The sequence below is a fragment of the Streptomyces sp. GbtcB6 genome, from assembly GCF_019091475.1.
GTDB classification, from domain to species: Bacteria; Actinomycetota; Actinomycetes; order Streptomycetales; family Streptomycetaceae; genus Streptomyces; species Streptomyces hyaluromycini.
Genome location: NZ_JAGXJL010000016.1, coordinates 156,246 through 173,898 on the forward strand (window position 1 = coordinate 156,246; position 17,653 = coordinate 173,898).

Consider the following 17,653-nt stretch of genomic DNA (forward strand, 5'->3'; position numbering starts at 1 on the left):
GTGGGAGCCGCACATGGAACTGAACAGACGCACGGTCATCGCAGGAGCCGCGGCGGCGGGCATCGCCGCCACCACCCTCGGCACGGGTACGGCCGAGGCCGCCTCGGGAGGCAGGAAGCCGGTGAAGGAGTCCTTCGGGAAGCTCGCCGACGGCACCAAGATCTACCGCTGGTCGCTGGAGAACGGCGGCACCCGGCTGAAGGTCCTCAACTGGGGCGGTGTCGTCCAGACCCTGGAGATCCCGGACCGCCGCGGCCACTACACCAACGTCGCGCTGGGCTTCGACAACATCGACGACTACGTCGCCAAGACCCCGTACTTCGGCGCCCTGATCGGCCGCTACGGCAACCGCATCGCCAAGGGCCAGTTCACCCTCGACGGCAAGAGCTACCAGCTCTCCGTCAACGACGGTGTGAACAGCCTGCACGGCGGCACCCAGGGCTTCGACAAGCGCGTCTGGGACGTCGAGCCGTTCACCAAGGGCTCGGACGTCGGCCTCGTCCTGCACTACACCAGCGTCGACGGCGAGATGGGCTACCCCGGCACGCTCAAGGCCAAGGTGACGTACACCCTCACCAGGCGCGGCGAGTGGATCATCGACTACGAGGCCACCACCGACAAGGCCACGGTCGTCAACCTCACCAGCCACGTCTACTGGAACCTCGCCGGCGAGGGCAGCGGGACCATCGAGGACCACGAGCTCACCATCGCGGCGGGCAAGTACACGCCGACGGACTCCGGCCTGATCCCCACCGGTGAGCTGGCCACCGTCCACGGCACCCCGTTCGACTTCCGTGAGACGAAGACGATCGGCCGGGACATCCGGGCCGGGCACGTCCAGCAGGTGCAGGCCAAGGGCTTCGACCACAACTGGGCCCTGGACAAGGGCATCACCGCGAAGCCCGAGCACGTGGCCACGCTGCGCGACCCGCGCTCCGGCCGCACGCTGAAGATCGCCACCGACCAGCCGGGGCTCCAGTTCTACTCCGGGAACTTCCTCGACGGGACGCTGACCGGCACGGGCGGGCGGACGTACCGGCAGGGTGACGCGCTGTGCCTGGAGACACAGCACTTCCCCGACTCGCCGAACCACGCCAACTTCCCGTCGACGGTGCTTCGGCCGGGGCAGGTCTACAGGACGCGGACGGTTCACACGTTCGACGCCTGAGACAGCGTGGGCGCGGCCGGTAAGGGGCTGGTCGCGCCCACGTTGGGGAAGAAACGTAAACTCACACTTTTTTCACACTGGTTGAACGGCGCCGCTCCCGCCTCCGTACTCAGAGGCGGCCCGTGCTCCCCCGCGCGGGCCGCCCAAGACGACGGGCCCGGACGTCCCCATCGGGCCCGCCTCATACGGAGGTTCAATGGCCGGCAGCGTCACCTCGTTGTTCCGCAGCGGTGCTCACAGCCCGTCGATGGCGGCGCTGACCCGCGAGGGAGGCGAGGGAACCGGCCCGGTCGACTTCTGCATTCCCTGCAACCCGTACTTCCCCACCCCGGCCATGATGGAAACGATGGCCGCCCGGCTGAAGGACATCATCACCTTCTACCCGAGCAGCGCCGACACCATCACCGCCGAGCTGTGCCAGCTCCTCCAGCTCCCGCCGCAGGCCGTGGCCATGGGCAACGGCTCCACCGAGCTGATCACCTGGATCGACCACCTGCTGGTCCGCGAGTCCCTCGCCATCCCCGTCCCCACCTTCGGCCGCTGGACCGACCAGCCGATGGAGACCGGCAAGCGCGTCGACATGTTCCCGCTCCAGGAGTCCAACGGCTTCGCCCTGGACCTCGCGCAGTACGCCGAGTTCATCCGCAAGCGGGGTACCAAGGTCGCCGTCATCTGCAATCCCAACAACCCCGACGGCGGCTTCCTGCACAGGCAGCAGCTGGTGCAGTTCATGGACGCCATGGCCGACCTGGACCTGATCGTCATCGACGAGTCGTTCCTGGAGTTCGCCGACGCCGAGGCCGAGCCCAGCGTCGTCCAGGAGGCCATGCTCCGGCCGAACGTCATCGTGCTGCGCAGCCTCGGCAAGAACTTCGGCCTGCACGGCATCCGCTTCGGCTACATGGTCGCCAACCCCTCGCTCGCCGGCAAGGTCCGCTCGATGCTCCCGAAGTGGAACCTCAACGCCTTCGCCGAGTACGTCGTCTTCATGCTCAAGGAGCACGGCGCCGAGTACGCGCAGAGCCTGCTGCAGGTGCGCCGTGACCGTCTGGAGATGGCCAGCCAGCTCTCCCTGCTGCCCGGCCTGACGGTCTACCCCTCGCAGGGCAACTTCCTCTTCGTGCGCCTTCCCGTCGGCGCCGAGGGCACCGTGGTGCGGGACCGGATGCTCACCGAGCACCGGATCCTGGTCCGCGAGTGCGGCAACAAGATCGGTTCTTCCAGCCGCTTCCTGCGTCTCGTGGTGCGCCCCGAGGTGGACGTGCGTCGCCTGGTGTCCGCCATGGAGCAAGTCCTCTACGGGACCAGGAGGGGAGCCGCCGTGCCCGAGCTGAGCACCGGGACCAGCTACAGCTCGGGTACGGCGGCGGTGGACCGGCTGGTGAGCGAGACCAACGGGGCGGGCATGCAGCTCGCGCAGGCCGTCGCCGCGATGTCCGCCCCGGGACTCGCCGCCGCTCCCGCCGCCGGTGTCGGCATGCCGCTCCCCGTCGCCGCGCAGCAGGGCGTCGGGATGCCGATGCCGGCGGCAGCCATGCAGATGCAGCAGCCTCAGCAACAGCCCCAGCAACAGCCCCAGCAGCAGCCGATGATGGCGCCGGTGGCTCAGATGTCACCCCTGGCTCAGATGGCCCAGATGGCCCAGGCGCCCGCACCGGCTCCGATGCAGATACAGATGCAGACCCCGGTCCCGGCACCCACTCCGGCCCCCGCGCCGGCCGGGCCCACGCCGCCCGGGGTGCCGGCCCGGGGTGGGCTGACGGCCGCGCAGGTACGCGGGATGACGGCGCCCGCGCCGCCGGTACCGGATCTGGCACCGGCACCGGCCACCGGCTGGCCGAACGCGCAGAGCTGGCCCAATGCGGCGGGTATGGGGCAGGCCGGCTAGTTCCCGTAGGGGTGCGGCGCGCGTGGCCGGGTGCGGCACCGTTGTGGCTGGTCGCGCAGTTCCCCGCGCCCCTTACGGGGCGCTTGATCTGGTCGCGCCCCGCGGCGGTAGCCGCAAATCCAGTACAGCCCCGCGCCCCTTACGGGGCACGGTTGGGGCAGCGCCCCTGAAAGGGGCGCGGGGAACTGCGCGGCCAGCCCCCACCGGCCCGCGGTGGACGAACCGCGCAACCAGCGGAGTGCTCAGCCTCGCACGGCGTGCAGCAGAGAGGCTCCCAGAGGCAACGCATGGCAGGCCACCTGCCTGAAGCCCGCCTCCTCCAACAGGCGCTCGTAGTGGGCCTCTTCCCGCTCCCTCCCGCCCACGTTGCACAGCATGTGGAGGTCCCAGGCCGCCGCCGTGTCGCTGGGCAGCAGGCGCTCCACGATCAGGAGGCGGCTGCCCTGGGGCATCGCCTCCGCGCAGCGGCGCAGGATGGTCAGGCAGCGTTCGTCGTCCCAGTCGTGCAGGACGCGGGACAGGAGGTAGACGTCGCCGCCGGAGGGGACGGAGTCGGTGAAGTCGCCCGCGGCGAAGGTGCAGCGGCCGGTCAGGTCGGCCAGGTGGGAGCGGGCTGCCTCCAGGGCCTCGGGGCGTTCCAGCAGGACGCCGTCCAGGTGGCCGTGGGCCCGCAGGACCCGGCCCAGCAGTGCGCCGTTGCCGCCGCCGACGTCGACCACGCGTCGTACGCCGGAGAAGTCGACGAGGTCCGGTACCGGTGTGAACATTTCCGCGCTCGCTGCCATCGACCGGTGGAAGAGGTCGCCCAGTTCGGGGCGGGCGGCGAAGTAGGGGAAGTGGTGCTCGCCGTAGCGGTGGGCGAAAGCTTCCTGCCCAGTGCTGACGGCGTACGGGAGTCCGGCGAAGGAGTCGTAGAACGGGCCGCCGTAGAGCAGTGCGAGGGGGTGGAGGGAGTGGTCCGTGCCGGTGCGCAGGGGTTCGCCGAGGGCGGTGAGGTGGTACGTGCCGTCGGAGGAGGAGGTCAGCAGGCCGAGCGTGGCGAGGTAGCGGAGGAGGCGGTGCAGGGCGTCGGGGTCGGTGCCGGTGCGGGTCGCGAGGGTGGTGGCGTCGAGGGCGGGGTGGTCGGCCAGGTGGTCGGCGATGCCCAGTTCGGCCATGGTGCGGACGGCCTGGGTGGCCCAGGCGCCGGTCATGACGCGGAGGAGGGCGAGGGTGGGGTCGGGGAGGGGTTCCTGGCGGCCGGGGAGGCGGAGTTCGAAGCGGCGGTGGGCGGTGGTGCGGAAGTAGAGGACGGTGACGTTCTCGTGGTTGTTGTAGCCGCCGCCGTCCGGGACCGCGCCGCCGCGTTCCGTCAGCAGGGTGCGCAGTCCCGCGGGGATCACCCGGCCCGGTGCGGTCACGGCGAAGGCGTGGTGGGACTCGTGGTCCGCGGCGCGTTCGTCGGCGGCGACGGTCTCCAGCGGGGAGCCGGGCGGCACGGGCAGCGCGAAGATCTCCACGGTCCGCCCGGCCACGGGCACGTGCACGATCCCGACGGGGCTGTCGCCGACGGCGGCGCCGTAGCGCCGGGCCAGCCGCCCGCGCACCACCACGCTCGGGGTGACGGGGCCCGGGTCGAGGCCGGCGCTCCGCAGTTCGTCGCGGAGCCCGTCGAGGGAGGCGGGGAAGACCAGTACCGCGGTGTGGTCGTAGCCGAGGTGGCGGGCGACGTCGGTCCGCTCGTCGGCCGTCAGGCCGGGCAGCAGCTCGGCGAGGACCTGGTCCGTGTCGTGGTCGCGGACGTGGTCGGCCGCGCGCCGGATGCGTACCAGGTCGGCTTCCGTCAGACATGCCTGTACGACGGAGAGGTTCATGAAGGGTTCCCGATGATCGTGGGGCAGGGAGAACCGGGGACGATGGGCCCCGGGGGTCAGATGCCGGTGTAGTTCTCGGCGAAGAAGTCCTGGTGCGTGCGGGAGGTGCGCAGGCTCTCCAGGCGGGCGTACTGCAGGGCACGCCCGTAGCGGGCCTCGTCCTCCTCGCCGGCCGGGCCGTGCAGCAGGCCGCTCATCCAGTGCGAGAACTCATGGGCCCGCCAGACGCGGGGCAGGCAGTCGGCGGCGTACCGGGCGAGGCCCGTTCCGTCGCCGTGCGCCAGCGCCCCTTCGAGGGCACGGGCCAGCAACTCGGCCTGGAGGATGGCGAGATTGGCGCCCTTGGCCGCCGAGGGGCTGATGAGTCCGGCCGCGTCGCCGGCCAGCCACAGCCGCCCGGCGCCCGGGGACTCCAGGACGTCGGAGCGCAGGTCGACGACCGCCTTCTCCAGGACGGCGCCGTGGCGCAGCGGCCCGAACTCGGCGGTCCGCAGCCGGGTCGCCAGCTCCGTCCAGATCCGGTCCTCGCTCCAGTCGGCGGGGGCGGTGCCGCGCGGGCACTGGAGGTAGTAGCGGGTGACGGCGGCGGTCCGTGCCATGTGGCCGGCGAACCCGCGCTCGTGCAGGGCGTATCCGACCGCCTCCAGGCTGGGCGGGGCGGCGACCAGCACGGCCAGCCAGGAGACCCCGTGGTCCCGGCGGGCGGTCCGGGTGCCGTGGGCCGTCAGTGCGGCGCGGCCGATCCCCCGGTGCCCGTCGCAGCCGGCGACGTACCGCCCGGTGACGTCCGCGCCGCCGCGCACCCGTACCCGGCCCTCGGCCGCTTCCCCGGCCGCTTCCCCGGCCACTTCCTCCGCCTCGGCGCCGAAGCGGATCTCCCCGCCGCGCCGCAGGTACTCGGCGATCAGGTCCCGTACGAGTTCCTGCTGGGGGTAGACGGTGTGCGGCTCGCCGAGGCCCGACTTGCCGTAGTCCAGGGTGAATTCGCCGCGGTCGCTGCGGAACAGGCAGGTGGTGTGGGTCTTCCCGCGGGCCAGCAGGCCGGCCGACAGGCCGTGCTCCGTCAGTACGCGCACGGAGTGGGCGGCGAGGAATCCGGCCCGGGCCCGGCCCTCCACCGCGGCCCGGTCGCGCCGCTCCAGGATCACGCAGTCGATGCCCCGGTCCAGCAGCAGGTTCCCCAGTACGAGCCCTGCCGGGCCGGCGCCGACGATCACTACACCGACCTGTGCTGTTGCCATGCCCCGCCCCTGGAGTTGCCCTTTGCCCAGGAGGTTTCATATCAGTCGAATCCCGCACATAAGCGGAAGAAGCGGACTAATTACCTCTAAAGGGTTGCCGGGGGTGGCGAGAGCTGCCAAGAACCGGGGGGAAACGGCGCGGTGCCCGTCCGCATCGAATGCGAACGGGCACCGAATCGAGCGCCGGGCAGGCCTTGCACCTGCATTTCCCCGCAGGAAGCGGAGCGTCTTTCCTTGGACCACCAACGCAGCACCAGCCACCGTGAATTGCGATGACCAGCTCTGTAACGATCATACCGTACGCCGCGCGTCACCCTGCCCCTCGTCGAGCTTGCTGACCAGACCGCGCAGCACGGGCCCGTACTCGGGGTGGGCGAGGGCGAAGGCCATCTGCGCGACGAGGTAGTCGGCGGGGTTGCCGGTGTCGTACCAACGGCCCTGGATGACCTGCCCGTACACGGCCCGGCTGGTGGCGTAGGCGTTGATGGCGTCGGTCAGGTACACCTCGCCGGTCCGGTGCTCGTACCAGCGGCGGGTCTGCTCGCGCAGCTCGTCGATGATGCCGGGGGTGACGACATAGCCGCCGATGGCCGCGTACGGCGACGGCGCGTCGGCCGGCGCGGGCTTCTCGACCAGGCCGGTGATGCGCAGCTGGCCGTCGCCGAGGTCCTCCTTGACGATGGGCACTCCGTAGCGCTGGGAGTCGGCGGGGTCCATGGGCAGCAGGGCCAGCACCGGGCAGCCGGTCTGCTCGTAGGCGCGGATCAGCTGCTGGGCGCGGGGCACCTCGGCGACGAACACGTCGTCGGGCCAGAGCACGAGGACGGGCTCGTTGCCGAAGGAGCGGGCGGCGTTCAGCACGGGGGTGCCGTTGCCGTACGGGCCGTACTGGTCGAGGTAGGTGATGTGCCCCTTGCGGGCCAGTTCGGCGACCTCCTCGACGGCGTCCGCGTAGGCCGTCTTCCCGTCGTGGCGCAGCTGCTCGACGAGTCCCGGGTTGGGCCGGAAGTGGTCCTGGATCAGGCTCTTCCCGCCCGAGACGACGATGGTGATGTCGGTGATGCCCGAGTCCACCAGCTCGCGCACGGTGTGTTCGATCACCGGTTTGTCGCCGACCGGGAGCATCTCCTTCGGGGTGGCCTTGGTCAGGGGAAGCAGGCGGGAGCCCAGTCCGGCGGCCGGGATCACGGCCCTGCGGATCGTCGGGGACATCAGGTCTCTCTCGGTCGAACGGTACGGGGTACGCGGACGCTACCAACGGACCTTGTGCCGCTCGGGAAACACCGACCGTCCAGCTCCCTTCGCCCAGGCGATTTCCGGGCGAAGTCGAGATGAAGCGGGACGGATGTTCCGGCCCGCGGACTTCTCCGAGGCCGTGCTCAGCGCGGCGGCTCCGTCTCCGAGGCGTCGGGGACCGCTCCCCGGGCGTGCAGTTCGGCGATCTCGGCGGGGCCGAATCCCAGCTCGGCGAGGATCTCGTCGTTGTGCTCACCCAGGTCCGGCGCCCGTTTCGCCGGCACCTTCGACACCCCTCGGAGGTTGACCGGGCTGCCGACGGTCTCCGCCAGCCCGCTGACTCCGGCCAGCGGCACGACGATGCCGTTCTCGCGCAGCTGCGGGTCCCGCGCGGCCTCTTCCGGCGTCTGGATGAGGCTGTAAATGATGCGTTCCCGGTCCAGCGCGTCCTTCCAGTCCGCGAAGGGCCGCGAGCGGAACGCGGTGTCGAGCAGCTCGGCCAGCGCGGCGGAGTGCTCGACCAGGCCCTCCAGGTCGGAGAACCGGGGGTCCTCCAGCAGTTCGGGGTGTCCGACGGCGCGTGCGAGTCCCTGCCAGCGCGCGGGTGAGGCGACCAGCATGAGCCACTCGCCGTCCGCGGTCCGGTAGGGGTTGTTCAGCGGGTTCGCCGGTGCCTTCCGGTCGTGCAGCTCGAAGGGGGTGCCGTCGGCGAGGGCGCCGGCCACGAGGGTTCCGGTGGCCCAGACACCCGTGGCGAGCAGTGACGTCCCGACGTCGGCCCCTTGTCCCGTTCGCTCGCGGCGGTAGAGGGCGGTCGTGATCGCCGCGTAGATGGCGATCGCCGTCGTGTAGTCGCCGCTGCCCCAGACCGGTACGGTCGGCGGGGCGCCCGCGTCGCGGGTGGCGGCCAGCAGACCGCTCCGTGACCAGTAGGCGGTCAGGTCGAAGCCCGGCTGCCGGGCGTCGGGGCCCGTGTCCCCGAAGCCGGTGAGGTCGGCGTAGACGACCCGCGGGTTCCAGCCCGAGACCTCCTCGTAGCCGAGGTGCAGCTTCTCGCGCGTGCCGTGCGGGAAGTTGGTGATCACCACGTCGGCCCACTCGACGAGCCGCTTGAGCACCTCGACGGCCGCCGGTGACTTCAGGTCCAGCACCATGCCCCGCTTGTTGCGGTTGGCGAGGTGCCAGCTGTAGTTCGCCCGCGCCTGCGGACTGGGCGGCACGGAACTCAGCCGCCGCTGGGGGTCGCCCGTCCCCGGCGGCTCGATCTTGATGACGTCCGCTCCGAAGTCGGAGAGCATGGTGGCCGCGGCCGGTGCCGCGATGAACGAGGACGCGTCGAGGACCTTCAGGCCGCTGAAGACGGGTTCAGTGGTGCCGGACTCGGCGGTCACGGATTCCGTGGTCACGGATTCCGTGGTCACGGATTCGGTGGTCACGGATTCGGTGGTCATCGTCGTCACTTCACGAAGGCGCTCAGGCCGTCGGTGACGGCGCGGCCCACGATCAGGGTCTGGATCTCCCGCGTGCCCTCGTACGAGTAGAGGGCCTCGGCGTCGGCGACGAAGCGGCCGATCTTGTAGTCGAGGATGATGCCGTTGCCGGCCAGCAGCTCCCGGGCCCAGCCGACGTTCTCCCGCATCCGCACGGTGCAGTACGCCTTCGCCAGCGCGGAGTGCTCGTCCCGGTAGATCCCGGCGTCCTGCAACTGGGCCAGGCGCGTCACCATCCCGCACGAGGCCGTGGCGTTGCCGAGCATCTTCACCAGCAGGTCCTGGACGAGCTGGAAGCCGCCGATCGGGCGCCCGAACTGCTCACGTTCCTTCGCGTACCGCAACGCGATCTCGTACGCGCCGAACATCACGCCCACGGCCTGCCACGCCACCCCGCTGCGCGTCTGGCGCAGGATGCCCGCGGTGTCCTTGAACGAGTTCGCGTTCTGCAGCCGGTTGGCCTCCGGAACGCGGCAGCCGTCGAGCACGATGTCGGCGTTCTGCACGATCCGCAGCGCCATCTTGTTCTCGATCTTCGTCGCCGTGAACCCGGGGGTGTCCTTCTCCACGACGAAGCCCAGCACGTGGTTGGTCTCGGTGTCCCGCGCCCAGATCACAACCAGGTCGGCGAAGGTCGCGTTCCCGATCCAGCGTTTGGCCCCGTCGAGGACCCAGCCGTCGCCGTCGCGGCGCGCGGTCGTCCGCAGGCCGCCGGCCACGTCGGAGCCCCCGTGCGGCTCGGTCAGCCCGAAGGCTCCGATCTTCTCGAAGCGGCTCATCGCCGGCAGCCACCGCCGCTTCTGCTCCTCGGAGCCGCAGGCGAGGACCGAGCCCATGGCGAGCCCCGTGTGCACGCCGGAGAAGGTCGCCAAGGACGCGTCGGCATGCGCGAATTCCAGCGCGAGGAATCCCGAGAGGAGATTGCTCGGCTTGGATTCCGCGGAGTCCGGGTCCGCCCAGTCCACCAGCCCGAGCCTGCCGAATCCCTCCACCAGCTGGAAGGGGAACTCGGCCCGGGCCCAGTAGTCGTCGACGAGGGGAGCGGCCTGCGTGGCGAGGAATTCGCGGACGCGCTCGATCTTCTCCCGCTCGCTGTCCGTCAGCATTTCCTCGAAGGAATAGAAGTCGGCGGGAAGCAGCCCTTTGCCCAGGTAGGGACCGGACGGCGTCGGCAGAAGCGGGGTGGCACCCATGGGAATGTTCCTCCAGCACTGCGGGACACGGTTGCGGCTTCGAAGTCCCTCGCCACGCGGCACTCTCCGTGCGGTGTCTCGGTTCTCCGGCGCGATTAGACCCGGCTCCCGAGCCGATTCCCGCGAGCCCTCGCCGTTCAAGGGGTGCCCTCGTCGCGGCGAACTACCCTAATGGCCCCTTCGTGCCCGGTACCGGCGAGGAGTGCGGTGCGTGCGGGTGCGGCCCATGAGTGACCGCCCACCCATTGTCCGTGATATCGAACAGCGTCAGCCAATTCGGCTGTCTCAACTCAAGACTTGACGGATGTTCACTTTACTGAGCTGACAGCTTTCCGACAGCAACCATTCCTACGGTGCCGTGTCCATGACAGACACCTCAGATGGCGCCCGCTCTGTCGGCCGCCGTACCGTACTCGTCGCCACCGGGACGACCGCCGCTGCCCTGGCCGTAGGCGCAGCGGTCTCGACCGAGGCCCCCGCGGCAGCCGCCGCCCCCGACCTCCAGCCGGCCGCCGCCGCGGCGGTCTGCACCCTCACGGAGGAGCAGACCGAAGGCCCCTACTACCTCGACGGCGCGCTGGTCCGCACCAACATCACCGAAGGCAAGTCGGGCATCACGCTCAAGCTCGCCCTCACCGTCGTCAACTCCGCCTGCACCGTCATCCCCAACGCCCTCGTGGAGGTCTGGCACGCCGACTCGCTCGGCGAGTACTCCGGCTACGTCGGTGCCAACGGACACAGCGAGGCAGACGACGGCACCTTCCTGCGCGGCGGCGTGCTCACCAACTCCAGCGGCGTCGCCAACATCACCACGATCTACCCGGGTTGGTACCGGGGCCGCTGCATCCACATCCACGTGAAGGTCCACACGGGCGTCACCCTGACCTCCAACGGCTCCTTCACCGGCGGTACGACCGTGCACACGGGCCAGCTCTTCATCAACGAGACCATCACCACGGCGGTCGCGAAGGTCTCGCCCTACTCGGCCAACACGGTCACCCGCACCACCCTCGCCCAGGACTCGGTCTACGACGACGCCGGCGCCTCCTCCGGCCTCATGACCGTCACCGGCTCCACCACCGCCGGCTACACCGGCACGCTCACCCTGGGCGTCTCCTCCTGACGGAACCCGGGCCCCGGGGGCACGCACGTCTTCCGGGGCCCGGCTCAGGGTCTGCGACGCAGCGGCAGGTCCACCTCGGCCCGTACGGTCTTGCCCGGTGCGCCGTCGCAGTCCCGCTCCAGCACCTCCCACCGATCGGCCAGCGCGTCCACGAGCACGAGCCCGCGCCCACCGGCGTCCAGCGGCCCCGACGGCCGCACGTCCCGGGGGCCGGGCGGCCGCCGTTCGGCCCGGGTGTCGGTGACCTCGACCCGCACGCTCCCCGTCACCAGCGAGAGCCGCAGCTCGAAGTCCCGCCCCGGCACGCGCCCGTGCGTCACGGCGTTCGCGGCCAGCTCCGCGACGATCACCGACACCTTGTCGATCACCTCCGCCGACGCGAACCGGCCACCCCACGCGTGGAGTTGGGCGACCGCGAGATGCCTCGCGAGCCGGGCACCACGCGGGGTGCCACTGAGCCGCTGGGCAAGTGTTCGACTGACGGTGACGGTGGTGGGGGGTGCGTCCATGCTCCCAATCTGGCGCCTGGAACCGGCAGTTCTCCAGGTGAGAGCCGCGTACGCCGACCGCGCGTACACGGTGACGGACTGGACCGTACTGGTGACTCGCCGTCACCATGGGGGGCGGGAGGTGGCCTAGGTGGGCGATGGAGCGGAGCCGGAGTCGTCGGACAGTCTGCGGACCTTCGGGGCGGTGGTCCAGGCCTTGCGCGAACACGCGGGGCTGAGCAGGGAGGAGTTCGGGGAGCGGGTGCGGTTCTCCAAACACACGGTGGCATCGGTGGAGTTGGGCCGCCGCATGCCGGACGAGTCCTTCGTGGAGGCCGCGGAGGAGGCCCTGGACAATACGGGAGCCTTGCGGCGGGCGGCGGGGCATGTGGCTCGGCAGCCGGGGTTGGCGGCCTGGTTCCGGCGGTGGGCGAGGATGGAGGCGACGGCGATCAACCTCTACACCTACGAGTGCCGAGTGGTACCAGGCCTCCTGCAGACAGAGCCGTACGCGCGGGCGGTATCGCTCAGTGTGCCGCCGATCCCCAACGACCAGGAACTGGACGACCGGGTGGCCGCCCGAGTCGCCCGACAGGAACTGCTGTCCACTCGACGGGAGCGACCGTGCGCGTTCAGCTTCATCGTCGAACAGGCACTGCTGGAGCGACGAACGGGCGGCGACGACGTCACACGAGAGCTGCTCGACCATCTGCTGGCGGTGATCGACCGCCATCGGAACGTGGAGGTCCAGATCATGCCTCTGCTGCAGCCCGTACACGCCGGCCTGGATGGCCCGTTGCAGCTGCTTGAGACCCCCGAGAATCAGTGGTTCGCTTATTCGGAAGGACAGAAGAACGGCCGCCTCATCGCCGATCCGAAGGAGATCAGCGTCCTCCACCAGCGGTATGGAAAACTGCGCTCGCAGGCCCTCAGCCTTCGGGACTCCAGGGCCCTGTTGGAGCAGATGCGAGGAGCGCTATGAGCACGTCCGAACTGACCTGGTTCAAGAGCAGCTACAGCAGCGGCAGCGAGGGCGACTGCGTCGAGGTAGCCCTCGATTGGCGCAAGTCCAGCTACAGCAGCGGCGGCGACGGCGACTGCGACTGCGACTGCGACTGCGTCGAAGTGTCCCTCTCCTGGCGCAAGTCCGTCTACAGCTTCAGCGGTTCCGGTGACTGCGTCGACGTCGCCACCCGCCCCGCCACCATCCACATCCGCGACTCGAAGCACCGGCAGGGCCCCCAGCTCGCCGTCTCCCCCGACGCCTGGGCCGGCTTCCTCACCTACGCCGGGCAGTGACGACCGTCGGATCCCGGTCCGATCTCACTCGCACAACTGATGCCATGTGGCGAGGCTATGGCGTGAAGCACCCGGTCACATCCGGCGGCGGAACCAGGGCGTGAGGCGTAGGGCCGTACTCGTACGGACCGTCGATGCGACGTGTGTCGGTGTGCTGTCGGTGCTTTGTCGGCGGGGTCTGGAACGTTTCAGGCAGGCCCTGCCGGGCGTCATCCGGCAGGCGTGAACACGCGAGGAATCACTATGAGCACTCACGTCACGATCATCGGTGCCGGGCTCGGCGGTCTCACGCTCGCCCGTGTCCTGCACGTCCATGGAATCCCGTCGACGGTCTACGAGGCGGAGTCCTCCGCGACGGCGCGCACGCAGGGCGGGCTGCTCGACATCCGCGACTACAACGGACAACTGGCCCTGCAGGCGGCCGGCCTGATGAACGAGTTCCGCGGCATCGTCCTGCAGGGACGTCAGGCGATGAGGGTCCTGGACCGGGGCGGGAAGATCCTGCTCGACCTGCCGGACGACGGTACGGGCGGCAGCCCCGAGGTGCTGCGCGGCGAGCTGCGGCAGATGCTGCTCGACTCGCTCCCCGCAGGCACTGTCCGGTGGGGGCAGAAGGTCAGCGGTGTCCGTTCCCTCGGCGACGGCCACCACGAGGTGGCCTTCGCCGACGGCACCACCGTCACCACGGGCCTGCTGGTCGGCGCGGACGGCGCCTGGTCGAGGGTCCGGCGGCTGCTGTCCGATGCGACGCCCGAGTACATCGGCATCTCGTTCGTCGAGACCTACCTGTTCGACGGCGACACCCGGCACCCGACCAGCGCGAAGACCCTCGGCGCCGGAGCGACGATGGCGCTCGAGCCGGGAAAGGGGATCATGGCTCACCGGGAGCGCGACGGGAACTTCCACTCCTGGGTGATGCTCGCCAAGCCGCAGGACTGGTTCGAAGGCGTCGAATTCACCGATCCCGACGCGGCCACCACCCGGATCGTCCAGGAGTTCGACGGCTGGGCGCCGGAGCTCACCGCGCTGATCACCGACGGTGAGACCCCTCCGGTCCTGCGCACTCTCCACACCCTGCCCATCGACCACCGGTGGGACCGGACACCGGGGGTGACCCTGATTGGTGACGCCGCGCACCTCACGGGCCCGAACGGCGAAGGTGCCAACCTGGCCATGTACGACGGCGCCGAACTCGGCCAGGCCATCGCCGCTCACCCTGACGACATAGAGACCGCGCTCACCGAGTACGAGCAGGCCATGTTCCCCCGCAGTGCCGCATCCGCCGCCGAGCAACCCGATCTCCACGAGGTCCTGGGCGACGACACACCCCACAACCTGATCAACAGGTTCGCCGGGAGCTGAGCGTTCTGACCGCAAGGGTTCGCCGGGCTGTTCAGGCGACCCGGGACGGATGTCGGCGCCCTTATGGGGGGACAGATTGTCCATGACCACGTAGATGGGTGCGCCGTCGGACCGAGCAGCGCGGATCGATTTCAGCGCGGCCGGCGTGTGCGCGGTGCCCTTTCCACGCCGCTAGTCCCGCTGGGCGGCGAACAGTTCCAGGTGTGCGCAGGTGGGGCACCGATAGGCATCGATCTGCCAGTGCGGTCGGCCCATCCTCCTGGCACGGCCGAAGGGGCCTCGCTTAAGGGGGCCCGCGGTCCACCGTGCGAACCCGCGGGCGCCTTGTCCGGAGTCCTCGACGAAGCCCGGCTCCAGCCCCACCGCACCGCACTGGGTGCACCGTATGTTGTCCATCGTGGGAGTGTAGTGAACGGCTGCGGGCGTTGGTCGTCAGTCGTGCGCCGCGGGGTCGAACCCCTCGGGTGCCCGGTCGAGGAAGACCGTGACGGAGCTGATCCGGCCGTCCCCGTCGAGATGCAGCACATCGGTTCCGGTGGCGAAGGAGGTGTCCGCGCCCTCGCCGGTGAGGATCTCCCACCGGAGCCGGGCGCGGTCGTGGTGGACCTGGGGCTGGTCGCGCAGGCGGAGCGTGACCGGGCCCATGTGGGCGGCGAACTGGTTCCGGAAGTCGATCAACGCCTGTGTCCCGCTGAGGATTCCGATCTGGGCGCGGTACTCGACGCCGTCGGCGAAGGCGGCTGCCGCGTGTGCGCGCTGCTCCTGCTCGGTCCCGGTGTTCCAGAACCGTACGTACTCGTCCAGCCGTTCTGCGGTCTCGGTCATGATGGTCGTCCTCTCGCGGTGAAGTGGGCTGTCTGCTCACGACTTTGGAGGCGCGCGGCGCGTGCTGTCGATGACCTGCGAGGTCATTGCCGTGGCCCGCGCCGCCGGGCAGCCTGGGGTTCATGACGACGACCACCACCGAGCCGGTCGGGGTGCTGGTGCGGCGCTGGCGCGAGCGGCGCCGGCGTTCGCAGCTGGACGTGTCGCTCGCCGCCGAGTTGTCGACCCGGCACCTGAGCTGCATCGAGACCGGGCGGGCGAACCCCAGCCGGGACATGGTCCGGCGGCTGTGCGAGGAACTCGACGTGCCGCTGCGGGAGCGCAACGCGCTCTATCTGGCGGCCGGCTTCGCCCCGGTGCACCGCGAACGCGCCTACGCCGATCTGGGGGCGGCGCGCGCGGCGGTGGAGGCCGTCCTCGCCGGGCACGAGCCGAATCCGGCGCTCGCCGTCAACGTACGGTGGGAGCTGCTGGCCGCGAACCGTGCCATGGGGCTGTTCCTCGGTGATGTCACGCCGGACGTGACCGGTCCGCCGCTGAACGTGCTGCGGGCGACCCTGCACCCCGACGGACTCGCCGGACGCATCCGGAACCTCGCGCAGTGGCGTGCGCACGTGCTGCGCCGGGTCCGCCGCCAGCTGGACCGGACATCGGCCGCGGGCCTCGCCGAACTGCTCGCGGAGCTGGAGAGCTACCCCGCCCCCGAGCCGGACGAGCCCCGGGACGCCGTATCACCCCACGACGACCTGGTGGTCCCCCTGCGCCTGTCCTCCGACCACGGCGACCTCGCCCTGCTCTACACCACCACGGTGTTCGGTTCCCCGCGAGACGTGACCCTGGACGAGATCGCCATCGAAACCTTCTTCCCGGCGGACGCACGCACGGCTGCGGCACTGCGGGCGATGACCGAATGACCACTCAATCATCAGGCGATTCGAGCACCCCAGACCTGCGGCCGGCAGCACGCGCCCGCAGCACCGCTGATGCGGGCGCTCCGGGCCGAATCTAGACTGAGGAAGGCATGGAAAGTCCCGGATTAGGGAGATGTGCACCATGGCTAAGCGCGGGAACAAGCGACGCGGTCGCAAGAAGAAGAAGGCGAATCACGGCAAGCGTCCCAACGCCTGAGCCAACCTGAGCAGAGGGCATCGGTCCGCCCGGCAGGGGAGGTGTGTCACTTCCGGGACGGTCGTTCCGGCACAGTCACCCTGAGTTCGTGAGCAACCACCCTCTCATCGTCGTGGAGGCCCCGGACGCACGGGGGCTGCGACGACGGTATGCCGGTGACGTTCGCCCGCTGGTACACCGACTGGCTGGAGAAAGCCGAGATCACAGCCCTGTCGTAGGTCATCGCCCTGTGCTGCTGAGCGTTGTGGTCGGCCTTGCGTTCCAGGCACGGGATGGTCGAGCCCTTCGTATGGCTGGGCCGCCCAGGGGTGCCGGGTGTGGCGTCCGCAGCCCAGAGGAGCTTGCGAAGAAGGCCGTGGAGGCTGCAGAGCGGCAGCACACCTCCGTTCCCGGCGCGGAGGTGATCGCCCTTGCCCGGCGCAGAGTCAACGTTCTGTGGGCCCTGATCCGGGACGGCCGCTTCTACGAAGTCGCTTCACCCAAGCCCACTGGCTGGTTCGGGCGATCACCAGACCGCCACAACCAGCGCAAGGCATCGGGGAGCAGGACACCACCGTGGTTGGGGCTGTGGCCGCCATCACCCAGGACGAGGCGGAAGTCGTAGCCGGCTTCTGCGAGCGCTGCCGCGACACGCAGGTTGTCGGCGAGCCAGTTCGCCTCGGGCTCGTTCCAGCGCAGGTCACGATGGCCCGCCTGCAGGAAAATCCGCAGCGGCTTGCGAGGAACACGGGGAATGACTTCGGGGTATGGGTTGCCGTCCGGCATCTGCGCGAAGCTGGACAGGTACCCGATGACGCGGCGGAACTTGTCCGGGCGTAGCCACGCCGCGGTAAAGGCGCAGTTGCCGCCGCTGCTGCCACCGCAGATGCCCCACTGATCCGGGTCCTCGGCGATCGAGTAGTGCTTCCTGACCTCGGGGATGATCTCGTTCAGGAGGAAGCCGACATACGAACCGTCGTATGCGTCGTACTCGGTGTTGCGGTTCTTCGGATCCTCAGCGTCGGGGAAGACGCCAGGGTCGACGAACACGCCGATGGTGACCGGGATGTCCCCGCGGTGGACGAGGTTGTCCAGGACTATCGCGCCGCGGACCTCCCCTCCGGGGTCCAGGTACCACCATCCGTCCTGGAACACCATCAGCGATGCCGGCTCGGCGGGGTCGTACTGTGCGGGCACATGGACCCAGAACTTCCGTGACGTGCCCGGGTAGATCGCGCTGTCGTTCCAGTCAAACTCGATCGTCTCCCCGACGGGCACGTCCGGCTGTAGAGCCGAGTCGGGGCCGTGGGCGTAGCGAACGTCCGACTGGTCAACCGGAATTGGCTGGTAGGGCACCTCGATCGTCACGCGGGCCAACAT

At 70.0% G+C, this 17,653-nt stretch carries 16 protein-coding genes and 2 pseudogenes; 8 read left to right on the top strand and 10 right to left on the bottom strand.

Translation table 11 applies throughout. The features are described 5' to 3' along the window. The first annotated feature begins 13 nt into the window (after window positions 1-13). Window positions 14-1,168 (top strand): aldose epimerase family protein, encoded by a 1,155-nt coding sequence (locus KVT45_RS26805; protein WP_217551641.1) that lies wholly within the window; start codon window positions 14-16, stop codon window positions 1,166-1,168. Between the two features lie 196 nt (window positions 1,169-1,364). Further along, window positions 1,365-3,056, top strand: a complete 1,692-nt coding sequence (locus KVT45_RS26810; protein WP_217551642.1) for a histidinol-phosphate transaminase — start codon at window positions 1,365-1,367, stop codon at window positions 3,054-3,056. A 242-nt stretch (window positions 3,057-3,298) separates the two neighbouring features. On the opposite strand, the gene KVT45_RS26815 is transcribed toward KVT45_RS26810, so the two are convergent. The 5 genes from KVT45_RS26815 to KVT45_RS26835 form a co-directional block, all read right to left on the bottom strand. Then, entirely contained in the window at window positions 3,299-4,909 is a 1,611-nt protein-coding gene (locus KVT45_RS26815) for a methyltransferase (protein WP_217551643.1), read from the bottom strand. Window positions 4,910-4,965: 56 nt separating this feature from the next. After that, window positions 4,966-6,150, bottom strand: a complete 1,185-nt coding sequence (locus tag KVT45_RS26820) for a 4-hydroxybenzoate 3-monooxygenase (RefSeq protein WP_217551644.1) — start codon at window positions 6,148-6,150, stop codon at window positions 4,966-4,968. Between the two features lie 291 nt (window positions 6,151-6,441). Then, complete coding sequence (locus KVT45_RS26825) at window positions 6,442-7,362, bottom strand: UTP--glucose-1-phosphate uridylyltransferase (RefSeq protein ID WP_217551645.1); 921 nt, start codon at window positions 7,360-7,362, stop codon at window positions 6,442-6,444. Between the two features lie 167 nt (window positions 7,363-7,529). After that, entirely contained in the window at window positions 7,530-8,837 is a 1,308-nt protein-coding gene (locus tag KVT45_RS26830) for a CaiB/BaiF CoA-transferase family protein (RefSeq protein WP_217551646.1), read from the bottom strand. A 5-nt stretch (window positions 8,838-8,842) separates the two neighbouring features. Continuing rightward, window positions 8,843-10,069, bottom strand: coding sequence for an acyl-CoA dehydrogenase family protein (locus tag KVT45_RS26835; RefSeq protein WP_217551647.1), 1,227 nt, complete (start codon window positions 10,067-10,069; stop codon window positions 8,843-8,845). A 364-nt stretch (window positions 10,070-10,433) separates the two neighbouring features. Between KVT45_RS26835 and KVT45_RS26840 the strand changes: the two genes are divergently transcribed. Then, a complete protein-coding gene (locus KVT45_RS26840) occupies window positions 10,434-11,192 on the top strand; it encodes an intradiol ring-cleavage dioxygenase (RefSeq protein ID WP_217551648.1) in 759 nt (252 codons plus the stop codon). 44 nt (window positions 11,193-11,236) lie between these two features. On the opposite strand, the gene KVT45_RS26845 is transcribed toward KVT45_RS26840, so the two are convergent. Then, window positions 11,237-11,701: an ATP-binding protein gene (locus KVT45_RS26845; RefSeq protein WP_217551649.1), complete on the bottom strand. Its 465-nt coding sequence runs from the start codon at window positions 11,699-11,701 to the stop codon at window positions 11,237-11,239. 130 nt (window positions 11,702-11,831) lie between these two features. Between KVT45_RS26845 and KVT45_RS26850 the strand changes: the two genes are divergently transcribed. The 3 genes from KVT45_RS26850 to KVT45_RS26860 all read left to right on the top strand — a co-directional run bounded on the left by KVT45_RS26850 (window position 11,832) and on the right by KVT45_RS26860 (window position 14,341). Next, entirely contained in the window at window positions 11,832-12,662 is an 831-nt protein-coding gene (locus KVT45_RS26850) for a helix-turn-helix transcriptional regulator (RefSeq protein WP_217551650.1), read from the top strand. After that, window positions 12,659-12,979 (top strand): DUF397 domain-containing protein, encoded by a 321-nt coding sequence (locus tag KVT45_RS26855; RefSeq protein WP_217551651.1) that lies wholly within the window; start codon window positions 12,659-12,661, stop codon window positions 12,977-12,979. The genes KVT45_RS26850 and KVT45_RS26855 overlap by 4 nt, the downstream gene beginning before the upstream one ends. Before the next feature lie 243 nt (window positions 12,980-13,222). Then, on the top strand, window positions 13,223-14,341 hold the full coding sequence (locus KVT45_RS26860; RefSeq protein ID WP_217551652.1) for an NAD(P)/FAD-dependent oxidoreductase: 1,119 nt from the start codon (window positions 13,223-13,225) through the stop codon (window positions 14,339-14,341). A gap of 45 nt (window positions 14,342-14,386) precedes the next feature. On the opposite strand, the pseudogene KVT45_RS56505 reads toward KVT45_RS26860, so the two are convergent. The 3 genes and pseudogenes from KVT45_RS56505 to KVT45_RS26870 form a co-directional block, all read right to left on the bottom strand. After that, window positions 14,387-14,512, bottom strand: a pseudogene (locus tag KVT45_RS56505) (IS630 family transposase); the annotation flags it as partial. Continuing rightward, a complete protein-coding gene (locus KVT45_RS26865; protein ID WP_217551653.1) occupies window positions 14,513-14,737 on the bottom strand; it encodes a hypothetical protein in 225 nt (74 codons plus the stop codon). It lies immediately after the preceding pseudogene. Between the two features lie 36 nt (window positions 14,738-14,773). Beyond that, entirely contained in the window at window positions 14,774-15,166 is a 393-nt protein-coding gene (locus tag KVT45_RS26870) for a nuclear transport factor 2 family protein (protein ID WP_217551654.1), read from the bottom strand. A 122-nt stretch (window positions 15,167-15,288) separates the two neighbouring features. Here KVT45_RS26870 and KVT45_RS26875 point away from each other — a divergent pair, with 122 nt between their 5' ends. Then, window positions 15,289-16,080: a helix-turn-helix domain-containing protein gene (locus KVT45_RS26875; RefSeq protein WP_217551655.1), complete on the top strand. Its 792-nt coding sequence runs from the start codon at window positions 15,289-15,291 to the stop codon at window positions 16,078-16,080. Window positions 16,081-16,434: 354 nt separating this feature from the next. Next, window positions 16,435-16,512, top strand: a pseudogene (locus KVT45_RS56510) (SMI1/KNR4 family protein); the annotation flags it as partial. Window positions 16,513-16,756: 244 nt separating this feature from the next. Here the strand turns inward: KVT45_RS56510 and KVT45_RS26885 are convergent. Continuing rightward, window positions 16,757-17,641: an alpha/beta hydrolase-fold protein gene (locus tag KVT45_RS26885; protein WP_308310870.1), complete on the bottom strand. Its 885-nt coding sequence runs from the start codon at window positions 17,639-17,641 to the stop codon at window positions 16,757-16,759. Between the last annotated feature and the right edge of the window lie 12 nt (window positions 17,642-17,653).

What these genes read in the sequence shown, in the direction of transcription:
- KVT45_RS26805 (WP_217551641.1), top strand. Translation starts at nt 14, where the DNA reads ATGGAACTGAACAGACGCACGGTCATCGCAGGAGCCGCGGCGGCGGGC.
- KVT45_RS26810 (WP_217551642.1), top strand. Translation starts at nt 1,365, where the DNA reads ATGGCCGGCAGCGTCACCTCGTTGTTCCGCAGCGGTGCTCACAGCCCG.
- KVT45_RS26815 (WP_217551643.1), bottom strand. Translation starts at nt 4,909, where the DNA reads ATGAACCTCTCCGTCGTACAGGCATGTCTGACGGAAGCCGACCTGGTA.
- KVT45_RS26820 (WP_217551644.1), bottom strand. Translation starts at nt 6,150, where the DNA reads ATGGCAACAGCACAGGTCGGTGTAGTGATCGTCGGCGCCGGCCCGGCA.
- KVT45_RS26825 (WP_217551645.1), bottom strand. Translation starts at nt 7,362, where the DNA reads ATGTCCCCGACGATCCGCAGGGCCGTGATCCCGGCCGCCGGACTGGGC.
- KVT45_RS26830 (WP_217551646.1), bottom strand. Translation starts at nt 8,837, where the DNA reads ATGACCACCGAATCCGTGACCACCGAATCCGTGACCACGGAATCCGTG.
- KVT45_RS26835 (WP_217551647.1), bottom strand. Translation starts at nt 10,069, where the DNA reads ATGGGTGCCACCCCGCTTCTGCCGACGCCGTCCGGTCCCTACCTGGGC.
- KVT45_RS26840 (WP_217551648.1), top strand. Translation starts at nt 10,434, where the DNA reads ATGACAGACACCTCAGATGGCGCCCGCTCTGTCGGCCGCCGTACCGTA.
- KVT45_RS26845 (WP_217551649.1), bottom strand. Translation starts at nt 11,701, where the DNA reads ATGGACGCACCCCCCACCACCGTCACCGTCAGTCGAACACTTGCCCAG.
- KVT45_RS26855 (WP_217551651.1), top strand. Translation starts at nt 12,659, where the DNA reads ATGAGCACGTCCGAACTGACCTGGTTCAAGAGCAGCTACAGCAGCGGC.
- KVT45_RS26860 (WP_217551652.1), top strand. Translation starts at nt 13,223, where the DNA reads ATGAGCACTCACGTCACGATCATCGGTGCCGGGCTCGGCGGTCTCACG.
- KVT45_RS26865 (WP_217551653.1), bottom strand. Translation starts at nt 14,737, where the DNA reads ATGGACAACATACGGTGCACCCAGTGCGGTGCGGTGGGGCTGGAGCCG.
- KVT45_RS26870 (WP_217551654.1), bottom strand. Translation starts at nt 15,166, where the DNA reads ATGACCGAGACCGCAGAACGGCTGGACGAGTACGTACGGTTCTGGAAC.
- KVT45_RS26875 (WP_217551655.1), top strand. Translation starts at nt 15,289, where the DNA reads ATGACGACGACCACCACCGAGCCGGTCGGGGTGCTGGTGCGGCGCTGG.